Origin of the sequence: Streptomyces odontomachicola, assembly GCF_039605595.1 — a bacterium.
In the GTDB taxonomy this organism is placed as follows: Bacteria; Actinomycetota; Actinomycetes; order Streptomycetales; family Streptomycetaceae; genus Streptomyces.
In genome coordinates, this window is the sequence record NZ_JBCFOK010000006.1 from 387,177 (window position 1) to 402,996 (window position 15,820).

A 15,820-nucleotide genomic window follows, 5' to 3' on the forward strand; every position below is an offset into this window, starting at 1 on the left:
GCAGCGGCTGAGTGATCTCCCTTAACTCGTCCGGCATGATTCACCCCCAACGGCTCGCTCATCCCGTGCCCGCATGGGCGGAGAAGATCGTGTGCCAGGGGGCGTTCACGTCCCCTCTGTCAAGATCAAGTGGGAGACAACTGGGAGATGATCTCGGAAGGTTGCTGCGCGGCACCGCTCCTGCCTGCGCGTTCCTGCGCAGAGGAAGGGGGCGGATATGCGTCTCATGTAACCCACCCCCTCCCGTCCGGAGCCTTACCGGCGTGCGGGCTCAGGCCGTGCGGCCGGTGCGTGCGTCAGCTCTTGTCGCCGAGGGTTCGGCCGTACAGAGACAGCAGGCGGTCCCAGTGGCGGTCCAGGGCCGCGGGGTTGTAGGCGGCGGTGTCGGCCATGGTGAAGCCGTGGATGGTGTCGGGGTAGACCTCGCTGGTGTAGGGCACGCCCGCGGCGTCGAGGGTCTGTTCCAGGGTCTTCACGTCCTGGGGTGTCATGGAGTCGTCGTGTTCGGCGTGGCCGAAGTGGAGCTCGGCGCGGATTGTGTCGGCGAGCAGGTGGGGGCTGTCGGCCGCGTCGGTGACCACCCGGCCCGCGTGGAAGCTGGCGGCCGCGGCGACCTGTTCGGGGCGCAGGGCGGCGGCGCGCAGGGCGAGGACGCCGCCCATGCAGTAGCCGGTCAGGCCGACGGGGCCGGGGGCGACTTGGGGCTGGGCGGTGAGGAAGTCGAGGTAGGCGCCCGCGTCGCGCTCCACGTGCTCCACCGTGTGGCGGCCGAGCATGGGCAGCACCTGGCCCATGAACGCCTCGCGGGCCTCGGCGCTGCTCATGTCGGGTACCTCGACGATGGGTGCGCGGCCCTCGCGGTAGAAGACGTTGGGCGCGAGGACGTAGTAGCCGTGCGAGGCGAGGGTGGTGACCATCTCGTGGAGCACCGGGCGGAGGCCGATGACGTCCATGTAGAACAGCACCCCCGGGTGGCTGCCCCCGCCCTCGGGCCACGCGGCGAACGCGTCGGCCGTGCCGTCGGGTGTGGGGATGTCCAGGTGGGTTGAGGGCATGCGCGGTGGTCCTTCCTCGTAACAGCTCCGGCGAATGGATGCCGTCAGCCCGTCCTATCACCGCTGTCTGGAGCGCCGGCGCCCGGGACCAGCCCCGGGCCGCGCGGGACCATCCCCGCGCCGCCCCGCACGACCCCTGTGGTGGGCCTGGCGGCCCCGCGCTCAGGAAGCCACCGCCGTCGCCCCCTGCACCTCTCTCCGCGAACGGGCCCCGCGCTCAGGAAGCCTCCGTCGGCACCCCCGTACCCCCTTCCGCGAGCGCGGCGACGGCCTCGCGGGCGTAGCGGCCGTGGTGGTCCGGGGCCAGGCCCCGCCGCTCGGCGGTCACTTCGAAACTGCCCTGCGACCAGCCCAGCAGCGCGGCGCCCTCCTTCGCCGTGACGCTCCCGGCGAACCAGCGCTCCCGCTCGCCCACGACCTCGGCGATCCGCTCGCGGGGCACTCCCTCCAGGGCGTCCACGGAATAGAGGGGATGGCCCCGGTACGTGTCGGCGGGCTCCAGCAGGCCGCCGTCCACCAGCGCGCCCACGTCGGCGCGCTCCACCGCGAGACCGGTGCTCCGCGCGAGCGCCTCGGCGGCCCGCACCGCACCGAACCCCGGGTGGTCGCCGAGCACTTCGCGCACCCCGTCCGCCTCGGCGCGCAGGGCCTCTGCCCGCTCGTGCGACCAGCGGCCCGTGTCGGTGTCGGGCGGTGGCAGGAGCCCGCGCAGCACCGCCCTGCGCACCTGCCACGTCTTCAACCCCAGCTCGCGCGCGAGCTGATGGGGGCCGAAGCTCTGCTTCTTCGCCGCGCGCCGCGCACGGACGCTCGTGGGATCGCCGTCGCTGTCCGGTCCGTGCTCGCCGTCCGCCCCGTCTCCGCCGCCCGGCGCATCGTCACCGCCCGCCGAAGCGCGTGCGTCCCGCTGCCGCGCCGCCCCGTGCTCGGCCTCGTACGCCGCCTCGTACGCCGCGTCGGACACCGCCGCGCGGATCTCCGGCACGCGGTCGGGCAGCTCCCTGGCTGCCGCCTCCGACCAGCGCTCGTCGTCCACGTCCGGTGGCGGGATCAGTCCCCGCGTCTCCGCGCGCCGCACGTGTCGCGGAGCGAGCCCGAGCCAGGTGGCCAACTGCCGTGCGCTGAAGCTCCGTTGGGCCTGTCGATCCTGCCGACTACGCCGATCCTGCCGACTCCGCCCGCTTCGTTGTTGTGCCATGCCGCTTCCCCCCGATATCCCTCGCGCACTCCTGGTGCGTCCCCGTGACGGAGCCCCTCCGGCTCCACTTTTCTCACTGTAGGTCGAGGGTCTGACACTCTCCGTTGACCTGCGACGGAGTCCTGAACCGGCCCGCCAGGGAGCCGTGAACCAGGCCGTGAACCGACCCCCGCGGAGCCCCTGCGCGGCCCCGCGTGACGCGTCGTACGGAGTGATCAGGTGGCAGGCCGGGTACTCCAGGCATGGCAGGTGTAGACCACATGCACATGGGGGCCGTGGAAGGAGACGCCCGATGCTCAAGGCCCGTCCCGAGGTCCTGCGCGAACTCGTCGACCGGTACGAGGAGTTGAGGGCGCTGCACGAAGCGGAGGGCGGTTCGCACGCGCACCGGAGGCTGGAGGACGCCGCGTACACGCTGTGCGTCTCCACCGGTACGCGCGAGGTGCGTTCGGCACTCGCGGTGGCCCGCGAACAGCTCGCCGCCGCGGGGGTCTGAGCGCGGGACCGGCCCGTACGCGGCGCCGGCCTCACGCATGACCGTCCCACAGGCACGCATGACCGCCCCACACGACCGCCACGGCGCCCCGCACACCACCTTCGGGTGCGGGGCGCCGTACGCGGGAGGGGTCAGCCCTGGCCGCCGCCGTCCTGACCGCGGTCGCCGCCCATCTGGCCCTTCATCTTGTCCTGGGCCTTGTCGATCTTGTCGCTGTACTTGCCCGAGGTCTTGTCGTCGACCATGTCCCCGGCCTTGTCGACGCCCTTGCTTGCCTGGTCCTCGTGGCCCTTGAGCATGTTCTTGAGCTTGTCCATCACTGACATGGGCTGGTCTCCTTTCGCGCCCCCTTCCAGCGTCACCGCTACCGGCCGGGTACGCATCCGTGCCGGTGAGGCGGGCCGCGGCGGCTCCATGCCCAGGGGCCTGCGCCCCAGCTCGGCGCCCCCGCGCTCCAGGCTCGACAGTCCTGCGCCCCAGGCGCGACGGCCCCACGCCCCTAGCTCGACAGCTCTACGCCCCAGGTTCGGCGGCCTGCCGCGTGGCCCCCGTGCCCGGCGTCTCCGAGTCATCGGGTACCGGCGCCGTCGCCCTCGCGAGGAGCAGCAGCACCGCGTCGTCCTGGAGCGCCCCGCCCACGTACCGCTGGAGATCCGCGTACAGCCGCTCGGCGAACCCCTCCAGATCACCGTCGAAGCCGCCAGGACCGCCAGGACCGTCTGAGCCGCCAGGACCGTCTGAGCCGCCAGGGCCGCCGGGACGGCCAGGGCCGCCGGGACGGCCAGGGCCGCCACGACCGCCGGGACGGCCAGAGCTGCCCGAGCCGCTCGAGCTGCCAGAGCTGCCAGAGCTGCCCGAGCCGCCGGAGCCGCCGGAGCCGCCCCAGCCCCCGAAGTGACCGCCCCCGTCCACCAGTTCCCGCACCCGCTCGGCCAGCGGATAGAAGGCGCGGCCGCGGGACGCCCGCGCCTCGGTGACGCCGTCGGTGCACAGGACCATCAGGTCGCCCTCGGCGAAGGTCTCGGTCCACGGTCCGGGGATGCCGCCCGCCAGGTCGGCGAGGCCCAGCGGAGCGCCGGTGTCGGGGGCCTCCAGGGTGCGCACGGTGCCGTCGGCCGCGGCGGCCAGCGGCGGTTCGTGCCCGCACATCAGCAGCGTGGCCGTGCCGGCGTCCGCGGGGAACTCGGCGAAGACGGCCGTGGTGAAGCCGCCCGGCTCCACGTCGCGGCGCACGCACGCCTCGACCTTGGCCGCGACGCCGCGCAGCGAGTCCTCGTACTGCGCCGCCTCCCGGAAGGCGCCCAGCACACGGGCGGTGGTGTGCACCGCGGGAAGGCCCTTGCCCTGCACGTCGCCGACGATGACCCGGGTCCCGTACGGGGTGTCGAGCACCTCGTAGAGGTCGCCGCCGATCTGCGCCTCGCGCGCGGCGCTCGCGTACCGCACCGCCACCCGCAGCGCCCCCACCCGCGGCCCCGGCGGCTGGAGCACGGCCCGCTGAGCGGTCAACGCGACCGAGGCGACCGCGCGCATGTCGGCCTCCCGTGCCATGCGCAGCCGCGCGGTGTACATGCCGAACAGCGTCACCGCGATGTAGCTGGAGGTGAAGCTGGAGTAGAGGAAGGCGTGGTCGTCGAGGGCCCTGCCCTGGTAGGTGGCCACCCACAGCCGCGCGAGGATCGAGAGCAGGCCCATCAGCGCCACCCCGAGCGGCGTGCCGCGCAGCGAGGCCAGCGGCGCCACGAGCACCAGCAGCGCGGAGATCGCGAAGGAGTTGCGGCCCGTGCTCAGGTCCACGGCGGTGAGGCCCACCAGGACGGCGGCCGAGGGCGCCAGCGGAGCCCAGAAGGTGCGCAGCGCGCCACCGGTCCGCGCGCCGGCGAGCACCCCGTTCGGCCATCTCGTCCTCACGGCCTCGACGGTAGGCCACGGCTGCGCGGGCCGCCCGGCCTGGTCCCCCGTGCCCGGAGGCGGCGCGGTACGCCGGGTCCCGCGCGCTGTGCTCCGTGCCCGCGCGCTGTGCTCCGTACGGGTAACGGGCCCGCCACGTGCGGCTTCGCGCCCCTGCGGCACGGTCGGTGAACGGCCGCGCGGGGGTGCGGGGAGGCCGCGGGGAAGATCGAGTTGCCGGGCGCGAGGGGGCTACGCAAGGTAAGTGCAAGGTGACACCCCGTTGTCGCACAGAGTCGTGAAAGGGAACGTCCAATGCGTCTCGTAACCCCCCGCACCCTGACCGCAACCGCCGTCGGCACCGCGCTCGCGCTGGGCGCCGTCGGCACCGCAGCGGCGATCGGCGCCGACCCCGGCCCCGAGCACCGTCCCGCGCACCGCCCGGCCCAGCCCTCGGACCAGCGGCTCCCGGGCGCCGAGAAGCTGACGCCGCAGAGCAAGCAGGTCGTCCAGGCGGGCAAGGTGCTCCAGCCGGTCGGCAAGCTCGTCGACGCGGTGCTCAAGGCGCCGAAGGGCCAGCTCAAGCCCGCGCAGGCGGACAAGCTGGCGAAGGCCGTCGACTCCGCGCTGCCCGCGCCGAAGGCCGCGGACCGCGCCGATGTGCAGGGCACGGCCGCCGCCAAGCTGCGCCAGTCGGTGAAGGGCCTGGTGAAGGAGAGCAAGGCGGTCAAGTCCGCCAAGGTGCCCGCCTCGCCGCGCGCGGCCCGGGTCGCCGACCAGGTCAAGAAGACCCTCGCCGCGACGGTCAACTACAACGCCGCGGTCATGGCGGGCGGCGGTCTGCCCAAGGCGAACCTCCCGGGCCTGCCGAAGCTGTGACGGTACGCAGGCGCCCCGAGACCTTCCATGGGTGAGGCGCCCAGGCGGCCACGCGGCCGCCGGGGCGCCTCCGTGTGTGCGCCCAGGGGATTCAGGCCCGGCTCAGCCCAACCGCCCGCCCGTCACCGGCATTTCGAGGAAGCCGGTGTGGCCAGGCGAGCTGGTGACGGTGACCGGCTTGATCCCGCGGTTGCCCCCGTACGCGCCGTCGCTCGCCGCGATGACGAAGCGCAGCCTGTGCCCCTTCCCGTACCGGTGCACCATGCCGGGCATCCGCACCGTGAACGGCTTGGTCACGTCAGGCACCCGCACCGGCGCCACCAGCCGCTGGGTGAGCTTCTGCGAACCGTCGGGGGCCACGTCGTAGATCTTGGCGAAGAGCACCAGGCGGTCGGCCACGTCGCCCGAGCCCTGCGCCTTCTGGGCCTTCGGCGAGTGCACCCGCAGCCGGGCGCGCGGCATGCCCACCACGTCCACGGGCCCGCCCAGCGGCGATGAAGTCCAGGCCAGATAGCTGCCCTTGCCGTCGTGCGGGTCCTCCTCGGGCAGGCCCACGGCGCGCACGACCGAGCTCTCGGAGTGGCTGGTGGGGCGGTCCTGGTTGCGGTAGCCGCGGGTGCCGGGGCGCACCTTCGCCGCGTCGCCGACCAGCCGGCCGTCCCCGGACAGGTGCAGCCGCTGCGGCGCGCCCACAGGGAAGCGGGAGGAGGAGGCGTACCGCGGTCCGCCCCGGCCCGCCCAGTCCCGGTAGTACGCGAAGTCGGGACCGGTCGCCGTGTTCTCGTGTCCGCGCAGGTGGTGGTCGAACCAGGCGAGGATGCGGCGCCCCACATAGCTGGTGCCCACATTGCCGTGCGCGACGCTGAGTTCGCCCTTGGCCGGATAGCGCAGCCCTCCGCTGTGGCCCCAGGACTGCCAGATCATCTTGGCCTCGGTGCCGTGGCTGCGGAGGGTCTGGTAGGTGTCCGCCGCCTCGTTGAGCGTGAAGAGGGTGTCGGCCTGGCCCTGGATGAGCAGGGTGGGCGCCTTGACCTTGTCCAGATACGAGACGGGGGAGACGCTGCGCAGATACTCCACGGTGCGGCGGGCGCGGTCCTGGGGCCAGCGCTCGGAGTTGAGCAGATTCAGCGCGCGGCACGCGCGCGCGGTGAAGTGCTGGCAGCCGCCGCTGCCGGAGCGCGAGGGGTCGAGATTGAGATTCAGCAGTCCCTGCGCCTCGCCCATCATGAAGAACCCGTTGGCCCACTGGTGCTTGAAGACGCCGGGGACGGCCGGGGCTGGCGCGGCGCCGCGCGGTCCGCCCTGCTCCGCGCCGTTGGGCGCGAGGGAGTACGAGAGGTCGTTCCAGGTGATGAAGGGGACCAGCGCGTCGACGCGGCGGTCGCGGGATGCCGTGGCGAGCTGGATGGCGCCGCCGTAGGACCCGCCCGCCATGCCCACCCGGGGATCGCCGGGGCCGTCGGAGGTGACATAGCGGACGCGGGTGCCGTCGTCCGCCTTGACCGAGCCGCCCAGGAAGCTGATCAGCCGGCTCGCCACCTTGCCGTCCACCTCGGGGTCGTCCAGCGAGATGGGGCAGCCGGAACCGGCGAACCCGAGGCCCGAATAGGCCAGCGCCACATAGCCGCGCTCGGCGAACGCCTTGGCCATGCCGCCGGTCGCGCCGTCCGTCTTGCTGCCGCCGAAGCCGTTCGTGGTCATCACGGCGGGCGCGGGGCGGCGCGCGGTCACGCTCTTGGGGCGGTACAGATCGGCGTCGACCGTGCAACTGCGGCCGCCCGCGCGGACGGTGAAGCTCAGCTTGGACACGTCGTACGACGCGCCCTTCTCCTCTCCCGCCCCGGCGGTGCTCGCGAAGGTGAGGGGCGCCAGCAGGGCCGCTGCTGTGGTCAGCGCCAGGGCGGCTTCGCGGTGTCGTCGCAATTCGATCTCCCAATCCTCCGTCCGGTACGGGAGTCTTATCGGCAGCCGCCGCCCTGGACCGAAGCCCCACCGTCATATGGGGTGACGTTCGGATGCACGTCGGCACCCGGGCGGAGGCGTGAGGTAGGGCTCGTTCACCCGGGCGGGCGCGGGTCGTCCGGCCCGCACGGCAACCCCGGTCCGGCAGCCCCGTGTACGTACGCCGGGGCACTCCGTACGCTGCCGACCGGCGGCAACCAGGGCGTGCCCCCTCGCCCCGCGGCCCGGGACACCACCCAAATCCGCACCCAAGTCCCCACCCCACAGGCGCCGTTCCCGCGGCGGCGCGGAAGGCAGGCGGCATGACGGTCACCCCGGCCGGCGGTCCCGGCGGCCCCGGCGTCGGTCAGGTCGTCGACGCGTGGATGCAGCACCCCACGGTCCGGCACTCGCGGCACGAGATGTTCGCCTCGCTGCGGCGCTGGACGGGCACGGCGCCGCTGGATGAGCCGCTGCCCGTCGCGGCCACTCTGGCGGCGCTGGACGAGGGCGGGGTGGGTACCGGGCTGTGCGCCGCGTGGTACGGCCCCGAGGGTGCGCTGATCAGCAACGACGAGGTGGCGGGCTTCGCCGCGGAGTCCGGCGGACGGCTGCGCGGCGTGGCGGGCGCCGACCTGCGCAGCCCCATGGAGGCCGTGCGCGAACTGCGGCGCGCCGTGCGCGACTTGGGCTTCGTCGCCCTCCGGCTGGTGCCCTGGCTGTGGGAGCTGCCGCCAACGGACCGGCGCTACTACCCGCTGTACGCGGAGTGCGTGGAGCTCGGGGTGCCCTTCTGCACCCAGGTGGGGCACACGGGGCCGCTCCGGCCCTCGGAGACCGGCCGCCCCATCCCGTACATCGACCAGGTCGCGCTGGACTTCCCCGAACTGGCCATCGTGTGCGGGCACATCGGCTACCCGTGGACCACGGAGATGATCGCCGTCGCGGACAAGCACCCGAACGTGTTCATCGACACCAGCGCCTACACCGCGCGCCGCTATCCGCCCGAGCTGGTGGAGTACCTGCGCGGGCGCGGGCGGCGGAAGGTGCTCTTCGGCAGCAACTTCCCGATGATCACTCCGGGCCGCGCGCTGGAGCACCTCGGGGAGCTGGGGCTGGACGAGGAGGCGAGTGGGCTGTTCCTGTCGGGGAACGCGCGGCGGGTCTTCGGGCTGTAGCGGACCGGGTCCCGCGCAGCATGCGAACCCCTCGGGGCATGCGAAAGGGGGCGGCGCGGACGCCGCCCCCTCCGTGGTACGCGGGGTGACGCGCCGTCAGGCCAGCGTCTCCGCCAGCACCTCGTCCCACACGCCGAGCGCGTCGCGCACCTGCTGCTCGTTGACGACCAGCGGCGGGATCATGCGGACGACCTGGCCCTGCGCGCCGCAGGTGAGGAGCAGCAGGCCGTGTGCGGCGGCGGCCTGCTGGACCTTCGCCGCCGTGGCGCCGTCCGGCATGCCGTCCGCGTCGGTGAACTCGGTGCCCGCCATGAGGCCCAGCCCGCGCACGTCGCCGATCTGCCCGTACGAGGAGGCCGCCTCGCGCAGGCCCGCGAGGAGCTGGGCGCCGCGCTCGGCGCTGTTCTGCACGAGCTTCTCCTCCTGGATGACCTCCAGGGTGGCGAGGGCCGCGGCGCACGCGACCGCGTTGCCGCCGTAGGTCCCGCCCTGCGAGCCGGGCCAGGCCTTCTCCATCAGCGCACTGGACGCCGCGATGGCCGACAGCGGGAAACCGCTGGCCAGGCCCTTGGCGGTGACCACGATGTCGGGCCGCCCTGCGAAGTGGTCGTGGCCCCAGAAGGCGCCGGTGCGGCCGAAGCCGGTCTGCACCTCGTCCACGATGAGCAGGATCCCGTGCTTGTCGGCGCGCTCCCGCAGCCCCTGGAAGAAGGCGGTGCTGGCGGGCACATAGCCGCCCTCGCCGAGCACCGGCTCCACGATGAAGGCCGCGGTGTCGGCCGGAGCCGACACGGTCGCCAGGAGCTGGTCCAGCTCGCGCAGCGCGAAGCGGGTGGCGGTCTCCTCGTCCCAGCCGTAGTGGAAAGCGTTCGGGAACGGCGCGATGGCCACGCCCGGCATCAGCGGGCCGTACCCGGAGCGGAACTTGGTGGCCGAGGTGGTCATGGAGGCCGCCGCCATGGTCCGGCCGTGGAACGAGCCCTGGAAGACCACCACGTTGGGCCGCGCGGTCGCCTGCTTGGCCAGCCGCATCGCCGCCTCGACGGCCTCGCTGCCGGAGTTGACGTAGAACAGCGAGTCCAGGCCCTGCGGCAGCACCGTGCCCAGGCGCTCGCTCAGCTCCAGGAGCGGGCGGTGCATCACCGTCGTGTACTGCCCGTGGACCAGCTTGCCGACCTGCTCCTGCGCGGCGGCCACCACTTTCGGGTGGCAGTGCCCTGTGCTGGTGACCCCGATGCCGGCGGTGAAGTCGAGGTGCGCGCGGCCTGATTCGTCGTACAGATACACCCCCTCGCCGCGCTCGGCCAGCAGCGGGGTCGCCTGCTTGAGGACGGGGGAGAGTGCGCTCATGAACGGGCTCCTCGTCTTTCCCGCCATACGGGGCGGGTCGGCGCGTCGTAGGATTGTCAACAACCTGCGCTCATGCAAGCATGCGAGGCGGACGCTGTCCATCACCCGCGGAGGTCCCGGCGGCAGCGCCGCGGGCCCGTGAACGACCGAGCAGGGAGTGCATGTGAGCGCAGGGACGGAAGACGAGCGGTCGGTGGTCGGCGCGGTGCCCGACGGGCTGTTCATCGGCGGCAGTTGGCAGCCCGCGGCCTCGGGCGCCGAGTTCCCCGTGGAGGACCCCTCGCTGGCGCGCACGCTGCGTACGGTCGCCGACGCCGGCGCGGCCGACGCGCGCGCCGCCGCCGACGCCGCGGCCTCCGCGCAGGAGGAGTGGGCCGCCACCCCGCCGCGCGAGCGGAGCGAAATCCTGCGCCGCGCCTACGAGTTGCTGCACGCGCGCAAGGAAGAGCTCGCGCTGCTGATGACCCTGGAGATGGGAAAGCCGCTGGCCGAGGCGCGCGGCGAGGTGGCGTATGCGGCCGAGTTCTTCCGCTGGTTCGCCGAGGAGGCGGTGCGCATCGAGGGCGGGTACGAGACCTCGCCCGACGGCAAGGACCGCTTCGTCGTGATGCGCAGGCCCGTAGGACCCGTCCTGCTCATCACGCCCTGGAACTTCCCGCTCGCCATGGGCACCCGCAAGATCGGCCCGGCCGTCGCGGCCGGCTGCACCATGGTCGTCAAGCCCGCCGAGCAGACTCCGCTCTCCATGCTGGCGCTGGCCCGCGTCCTCACCGACGCGGGACTGCCCGCCGGAGTGCTGAACGTGCTCACCACCAGTGACCCCGGGCAGGTCGTGGAGCCGCTGCTGCGGGACGGCCGCATCCGCAAGCTCTCCTTCACCGGGTCCACCCAGGTCGGCAGGCTGCTGCTGGAGCAGAGCGCCGAGCAGGTTCTGCGCGTCTCGCTCGAACTGGGCGGCAACGCGCCCCTGCTGGTGTGCCAGGACGCCGACCTGGACAAGGCCGTCGAGGGCGCCTTCGCGGCCAAGATGCGCAACATGGGCGAGGCGTGCACCGCGGCCAACCGCATCTACGCGCACTCCAGCGTGGCGCAGGAGTTCTCCGAGCGGCTGGCGGCGCGGATGGGCGCGCTGCGGGTGGGCCGCGGCACCGAGCCCGGCGTGGACGTCGGCCCGCTCATCGACGCCGACGGCCGCGGCAAGGTCGACGAGCTGGTCGGCGAGGCCCTGGGCCGCGGCGCCAAGGCGCTCACCGGCGGCGAACACGCCCCCGGCGACGGCTACTTCTACGCCCCCACCGTGCTCACCGGCGTCCCCGCCGACGCCGGGATGCTGCACCAGGAGATCTTCGGCCCGGTCGCCCCGGTGATCACGTACGAGGACGAGGACGAGGCGGTCGCCGCGGCCAACGACACCGAGTACGGCCTGGTCTCCTACCTGTTCACGGAGAACCTGGAGCGCGCCTTCCGGCTCTCCGAGCGCCTGGAGACCGGCATGGTCGGGCTCAACAAGGGCGTGGTCTCCAACCCCGCCGCGCCCTTCGGCGGCATCAAGCACTCCGGGCTGGGCCGCGAGGGCGGGCGGGTCGGCATCGACGAGTTCCTGGAGACCCGCTACCTGGCCATGCCGCTGCCCTGAGCGGCGCCCGCCCGTACCCTCCCGCCCCGGACAGACTGGAGAAGCACAGCAGATGGACCGCTTCATCACCGTCTCGCTCGACAAGCGCGGCGTCTCCTGCACCGCCCGGCTCCTGGACGACAAGGCGCCGGTCACCTGCGCCGCCGTGTGGAACGCGCTGCCGCTGGGCGGCGACGTCTACCACGCCAAGTACGCGCGCAACGAGATCTACGCCCTCGTCCCGCCCTTCGCCCCGGAGGAGCCCCCGCTGGAGAACCCCACGATCACCCCGATCCCCGGGGACCTGTGCTACTTCACCTTCAGCCAGACCCAGTTGGCCACGGCCTCGTACGGCTACGAGGCGGCCGCCGAGCAGCAGGGCACGCAGGCCGCGCACGCCGAGCGGAAGACGGTCGTGGACCTCGCCCTCTTCTACGAGCGCAACAACCTGCTCATCAACGGCGACCAGGGCTGGGTTCCCGGCATCGTGTGGGGCTCGATCGTGGAGGGCCTGGACGAGATGGCCGAGGCGTGCCAGGACCTGTGGCGCGCCGGCGCGCTGGGCGAGACCCTGAGCTTCCGCAGGGCGTGACGCCGGCGGCGCACTGACCCCTGACGGGCCCCCGTACGAGCGTGTACGGGGGCCCGCGCGCGTGGCGGCGCGCGGGCGAACAGGGCCCTTGCGGAAGGGGATTGACGCGTCCTTCCGGCGGCCCCTAGGTTGTCGACAATCTTCTTGGCCGGGTCCGCAGTGCGGGAGGCCGGGCGGCGGATTCTCCCCGCAGCCCGCGATATGAGGGGCATGCCCCAGTCCCCCTCCCAGCAGGCGCCGGGTCTCTCCCGTCTCTCCATGTCCACCGTCGCCTGCGGGCCTCTTCGCGTGCCCGCTCGCATGCAGTCAGAAGGGGTCCTGCATTGGACATCAGCAACCCGCGCGTGCCGCCGCCGCAGAGGGGCATCGGCGTCGTGGCGCCGTTCGACTTCGCCCTCGACCGCGAGCTGTGGCGCTGGGTCCCGGACGAGGTGTCGCTGCACCTCACCCGTACGCCGTTCGTGCCGGTCGAGGTGAGCCTCGACATGGCGCGGCTGATCAGCGAGCACCAGTCGCTGCGCGAGGCGGTGTCGGCGCTGCACGCGGTGGGCCCGCTCTCCCTCGCCTACGCGTGCACCTCGGGCAGCTTCGTGGGCGGCATCGCGCAGGAGCGGGCCATGTGCGGCGCGATGAGCGCCGCGGCCGACGGGCTGCCCGCCGTCACCACCTCGGGCGCGCTCCTGGAGGCGCTGGCCGAGCTCGGGGTGAACAGGGTCGCGGTGATCACCCCGTACACGCGCTCGGTGACCGACTCGCTGGAGCAGTATCTCGCCGAGGGCGGGGTGCAGGTCACCGGGCGCGAGTACCTGGGGCTGACCGGCGAGATCTGGAAGGTGCCGTACGCGGAGGTCGAGGCCATGGCGCACCGCGCCGAACTCGGCGAGGCCGAGGCCCTGTTCGTGAGCTGCACCAACCTGCGCACCTACGACCTGATCCCGCGGCTGGAGGCCGAGCTGGGGATCCCCGTGGTCTCCGCGAACCAGATCACCGTCTGGTCCGCGCTCCGCCGCATCGGCGTGCGGGCCGTGGGGGCGCACCAGTCGCTGACCGATCCCCTGGCGCGCGCCGCGCTGCTGCCCGGCCGCGCCACGGGGTCGGAGCCGCACTCCGGGCACCCCGGAGAGGAGCCGCCGTGCGCGGTGGAGGAGCGCCCGTGCGCGGTGGAGGAACCGGGGAGCGGTCCTGAGGCGGTGTGAGCCGAGTGCCGGACGGGCTCGACTCCGTACGACCCGGCGCATGTTGTGAACGGTGGGGGACCGGTGTGATCCGCTGAATGTCAACAATCTTCCGGCTGCGGCTATACTGCCCGGCCGGAAGGACGCCGACGCCACAGCGGCCCGGCGGGCCCGGCGCGGGGGAGCGCCGGCCTCCGACACCGCCGCCGTGCGCAGGCCGTACGGCGGCCCGACGAAGGACAACAGCTCACCATGGCGGAAGCGCGCAGTCTGGGCCCGGTCAAGCGGCAGCCGGCCGCCGTCGTCATCGCCGACAGGCTGACCGAGGCCATCGTGGACGGCACCCTCGCGCCCGGCAGCCAGATGGGCGAGGCCGAACTCGCCGCGCAGCTCGGCGTCAGCCGCGGCCCGCTCCGCGAGGCGCTGCAGCGGCTGGTGCAGCAGGGCCTCGCGGTGAGCGAGCCGCACCGCGGGGTGTTCGTGGTGGAGCTGGACGAGCAGGACGTGCGGGACATCTACATGGCGCGCACCGCGATGGAGGCCGCCGCCTGCCGCCTGGTGCTGCGCCGCGACCCGCAGGCCACGGCCGACCGGCTGGCCAAGGTGCACCGCTCGATGGCCTCGGCGGCCCGGCGCAGGAACCGCAAGGCGCTGAGCGCCGCCGACATGGAACTCCACCAGGTGCTGGTGGAGGAGTCCGGCAGCCCGCGGCTCCAGCGGATCGCGGCCACCCTGTTCGCCGAGACCCGCATGTGCCTCTCGGCGCTGACCGGGCGGCACCCCGACCCGGACGCGATGGTCGAGGAGCACGCCGCGCTGATCGCCGCGCTGCGCGAGGAGGACGAGGAACGGCTGCTGTCCCTGCTGGAGGAGCACATGCAGGACGCGGTGGACAGGCTGACGGGGGCCGGCGCGTAACTCCCCGCCCGTAGACGCTACTTGTGCGGGAAGCGGGCGAGCGGCGCCTCGCGCTGGAAGAACGTCTTGGCCTCGCGCGTCGCGCGCTCGTCCTCCCGCACCTCCCCTGGCTTGACGCCGCTGCCGAGCAGTACGCCGCCGAAGCGCATGTGCATGTAAGCGGCCGAGAGGTTCAGCGTGGTCGACAGGCCGTCGGCGACCTCGTGGTGTCGGTGCGCCATCGCGGTCACGGCCCACAGGGTGCGGCCCGCCATCCGCGCGTGGAAGTCGGAGTCCGGCACGGACAGCCAGCCCGACCAGTAGTCGAGGTAGCGCTTGGTCTGCGCGGAGAGGGTGTACCAGTACAGCGGCGAGACCAGCACGAGGTCGGTGGCCCCGAGGGTGGCCTGCCGCAGCGCCTCCTCGTTGGCATGGGGCTTCCGGTCCTCGCTCTCGTGCACCCCGTCCTCGAAGTCGGGCAGCGGATAGTCGTCCAGGTCGAGCCAGCGCTGCCGTACGGAGGCGGGAAGCTGCTCCGCCGCGGCGCGCGCCAGTATCTCGGAGTTGCTCTCGGCACGCGCACTGCCGAGCACGAACAGGAAGGACCGGTCGGGCGCTACGTCGTTTTCGCTCATGGCCGTGACGCTAGAGCCTCACACCGGTGAGAGGGTCAAGGCCGGATTCCCGCCCCGCAAAGGGCTCGCCGCTACCCGTGCCGCGCCGTCTCCCGCACCGCCGGCCGCCGCAGGAGTCCGACCAGCTCGGGCGCGGGGCGCACGCCCAGTTCGCGGCGGAGCAGCCGGGCGTAGAGCGCGAGGGCGCGGCGTGCCTCCACCCAGTTGCCCTCGGCCAAGTGTGCCTCCAGCAGGGCGCGTTGGGCGCTCTCCCGCAAGGGCTCGGCGTGCACCGCGACCATGGCCGCCTCCACCGCCTCCGCGTGCAGTCCCCGGTGGGCGAGGGCGCGGCTCTGCGCCTCCAGCGCGTGCAGGAGCCGCTGCCGCAGGCGTTCGCGTTCGATCAGCGCCCAGTCCTCGTACCAGCCGGGCAGCAGGTCGAGGGCGCCCAGGCTGTGCGGCATCATGCGGAGTTCGGCCGCGCCGGCCGCGCCCTCGATGACCTGGGTGGCCCACGCGCTGACCGCGTGCACGTCGATGATCACCTCGTCCCGCACGGACAGCCCGTGCTTGTCGCTGGTCATCAGCGGTACGCGGGTGCGGTTCAGCCGCCACAGCGCCGAGCGCAGATTGCCGCCGGCGCGTGCCTCGTCGTGCTCTGGCCACAACGAGCCCGCTGCGTACAGCCGTTCCACCCGGCCGCTGCGCAGCGCGACGAACACGAGCAGGCGGGTGCAGCTCCGGGGGAGGTCCACGCGGCTCGCGTCGACGCTGACGAAGGGTTCGCCGAAGAGGTGGAGCACCGGCGGCGGACCGCGCCGTTCCGCCGTGAGCAGCCGCTCGACGAGTCCCTGCGGGAAATCCGGCATGTCCACGCACCCCCTGGGCGCCCCCCGTTGAGCGGTACGGCGGACCCCCGGGACCGGCCGTCGGGCGCTCT

At 73.3% G+C, this 15,820-nt stretch carries 15 protein-coding genes; 7 read left to right on the plus strand and 8 right to left on the minus strand.

Annotated elements, in window-relative coordinates; genetic code table 11:
- Positions 1-296: 296 nt before the first annotated feature.
- Both ABEE00_RS14170 and ABEE00_RS14175 read right to left on the minus strand, forming a co-directional pair.
- Positions 297-1,055, minus strand: a complete 759-nt coding sequence (locus ABEE00_RS14170) for a dienelactone hydrolase family protein (protein WP_345745781.1) — start codon at positions 1,053-1,055, stop codon at positions 297-299.
- Positions 1,056-1,272: 217 nt separating this feature from the next.
- Entirely contained in the window at positions 1,273-2,166 is an 894-nt protein-coding gene (locus tag ABEE00_RS14175) for a hypothetical protein (RefSeq protein ID WP_345745782.1), read from the minus strand.
- A gap of 379 nt (positions 2,167-2,545) precedes the next feature.
- Between ABEE00_RS14175 and ABEE00_RS14180 the strand changes: the two genes are divergently transcribed.
- On the plus strand, positions 2,546-2,749 hold the full coding sequence (locus ABEE00_RS14180; RefSeq protein WP_345745783.1) for a DUF5133 domain-containing protein: 204 nt from the start codon (positions 2,546-2,548) through the stop codon (positions 2,747-2,749).
- Between the two features lie 131 nt (positions 2,750-2,880).
- Here the strand turns inward: ABEE00_RS14180 and ABEE00_RS14185 are convergent, their stop codons facing one another.
- Positions 2,881-3,075, minus strand: a complete 195-nt coding sequence (locus ABEE00_RS14185) for an antitoxin (RefSeq protein ID WP_345745784.1) — start codon at positions 3,073-3,075, stop codon at positions 2,881-2,883.
- Between the two features lie 187 nt (positions 3,076-3,262).
- On the minus strand, positions 3,263-4,660 hold the full coding sequence (locus ABEE00_RS14190) for a PP2C family protein-serine/threonine phosphatase (protein WP_345745785.1): 1,398 nt from the start codon (positions 4,658-4,660) through the stop codon (positions 3,263-3,265).
- 294 nt (positions 4,661-4,954) lie between these two features.
- Between ABEE00_RS14190 and ABEE00_RS14195 the strand changes: the two genes are divergently transcribed.
- On the plus strand, positions 4,955-5,518 hold the full coding sequence (locus tag ABEE00_RS14195; protein ID WP_345745786.1) for a hypothetical protein: 564 nt from the start codon (positions 4,955-4,957) through the stop codon (positions 5,516-5,518).
- A gap of 102 nt (positions 5,519-5,620) precedes the next feature.
- On the opposite strand, the gene ABEE00_RS14200 is transcribed toward ABEE00_RS14195, so the two are convergent.
- Entirely contained in the window at positions 5,621-7,441 is a 1,821-nt protein-coding gene (locus ABEE00_RS14200; RefSeq protein ID WP_345745787.1) for a CocE/NonD family hydrolase, read from the minus strand.
- A gap of 341 nt (positions 7,442-7,782) precedes the next feature.
- Here ABEE00_RS14200 and ABEE00_RS14205 point away from each other — a divergent pair, with 341 nt between their 5' ends.
- The gene (locus tag ABEE00_RS14205) at positions 7,783-8,637 is read left to right on the plus strand and encodes an amidohydrolase family protein (RefSeq protein WP_345745788.1); all 855 of its coding nucleotides are present in this window, start codon (positions 7,783-7,785) and stop codon (positions 8,635-8,637) included.
- Between the two features lie 96 nt (positions 8,638-8,733).
- Here ABEE00_RS14205 and ABEE00_RS14210 read toward each other — a convergent pair whose 3' ends face one another.
- Positions 8,734-9,987: an aspartate aminotransferase family protein gene (locus ABEE00_RS14210; RefSeq protein WP_345745789.1), complete on the minus strand. Its 1,254-nt coding sequence runs from the start codon at positions 9,985-9,987 to the stop codon at positions 8,734-8,736.
- Between the two features lie 163 nt (positions 9,988-10,150).
- On the opposite strand from ABEE00_RS14210, the gene ABEE00_RS14215 reads away from it, so the two are divergent.
- From ABEE00_RS14215 to ABEE00_RS14230, 4 genes are all read left to right on the plus strand, one after another.
- Positions 10,151-11,623 carry an NAD-dependent succinate-semialdehyde dehydrogenase gene (locus ABEE00_RS14215; RefSeq protein WP_345745790.1) on the plus strand — a complete coding sequence of 491 codons (1,473 nt, stop codon included), beginning with the start codon at positions 10,151-10,153 and terminating at the stop codon, positions 11,621-11,623.
- Positions 11,624-11,675: 52 nt separating this feature from the next.
- On the plus strand, positions 11,676-12,194 hold the full coding sequence (locus tag ABEE00_RS14220) for a DUF3830 family protein (RefSeq protein WP_345745791.1): 519 nt from the start codon (positions 11,676-11,678) through the stop codon (positions 12,192-12,194).
- A gap of 323 nt (positions 12,195-12,517) precedes the next feature.
- On the plus strand, positions 12,518-13,390 hold the full coding sequence (locus ABEE00_RS14225) for a maleate cis-trans isomerase family protein (protein ID WP_345745792.1): 873 nt from the start codon (positions 12,518-12,520) through the stop codon (positions 13,388-13,390).
- 231 nt (positions 13,391-13,621) lie between these two features.
- Positions 13,622-14,287: a GntR family transcriptional regulator gene (locus ABEE00_RS14230; protein ID WP_345745793.1), complete on the plus strand. Its 666-nt coding sequence runs from the start codon at positions 13,622-13,624 to the stop codon at positions 14,285-14,287.
- Positions 14,288-14,304: 17 nt separating this feature from the next.
- Here the strand turns inward: ABEE00_RS14230 and ABEE00_RS14235 are convergent, their stop codons facing one another.
- A complete protein-coding gene (locus tag ABEE00_RS14235) occupies positions 14,305-14,901 on the minus strand; it encodes a flavodoxin family protein (protein WP_345745794.1) in 597 nt (198 codons plus the stop codon).
- Between the two features lie 71 nt (positions 14,902-14,972).
- Positions 14,973-15,749: an AfsR/SARP family transcriptional regulator gene (locus tag ABEE00_RS14240; protein ID WP_345745795.1), complete on the minus strand. Its 777-nt coding sequence runs from the start codon at positions 15,747-15,749 to the stop codon at positions 14,973-14,975.
- Positions 15,750-15,820 lie beyond the last annotated feature (71 nt).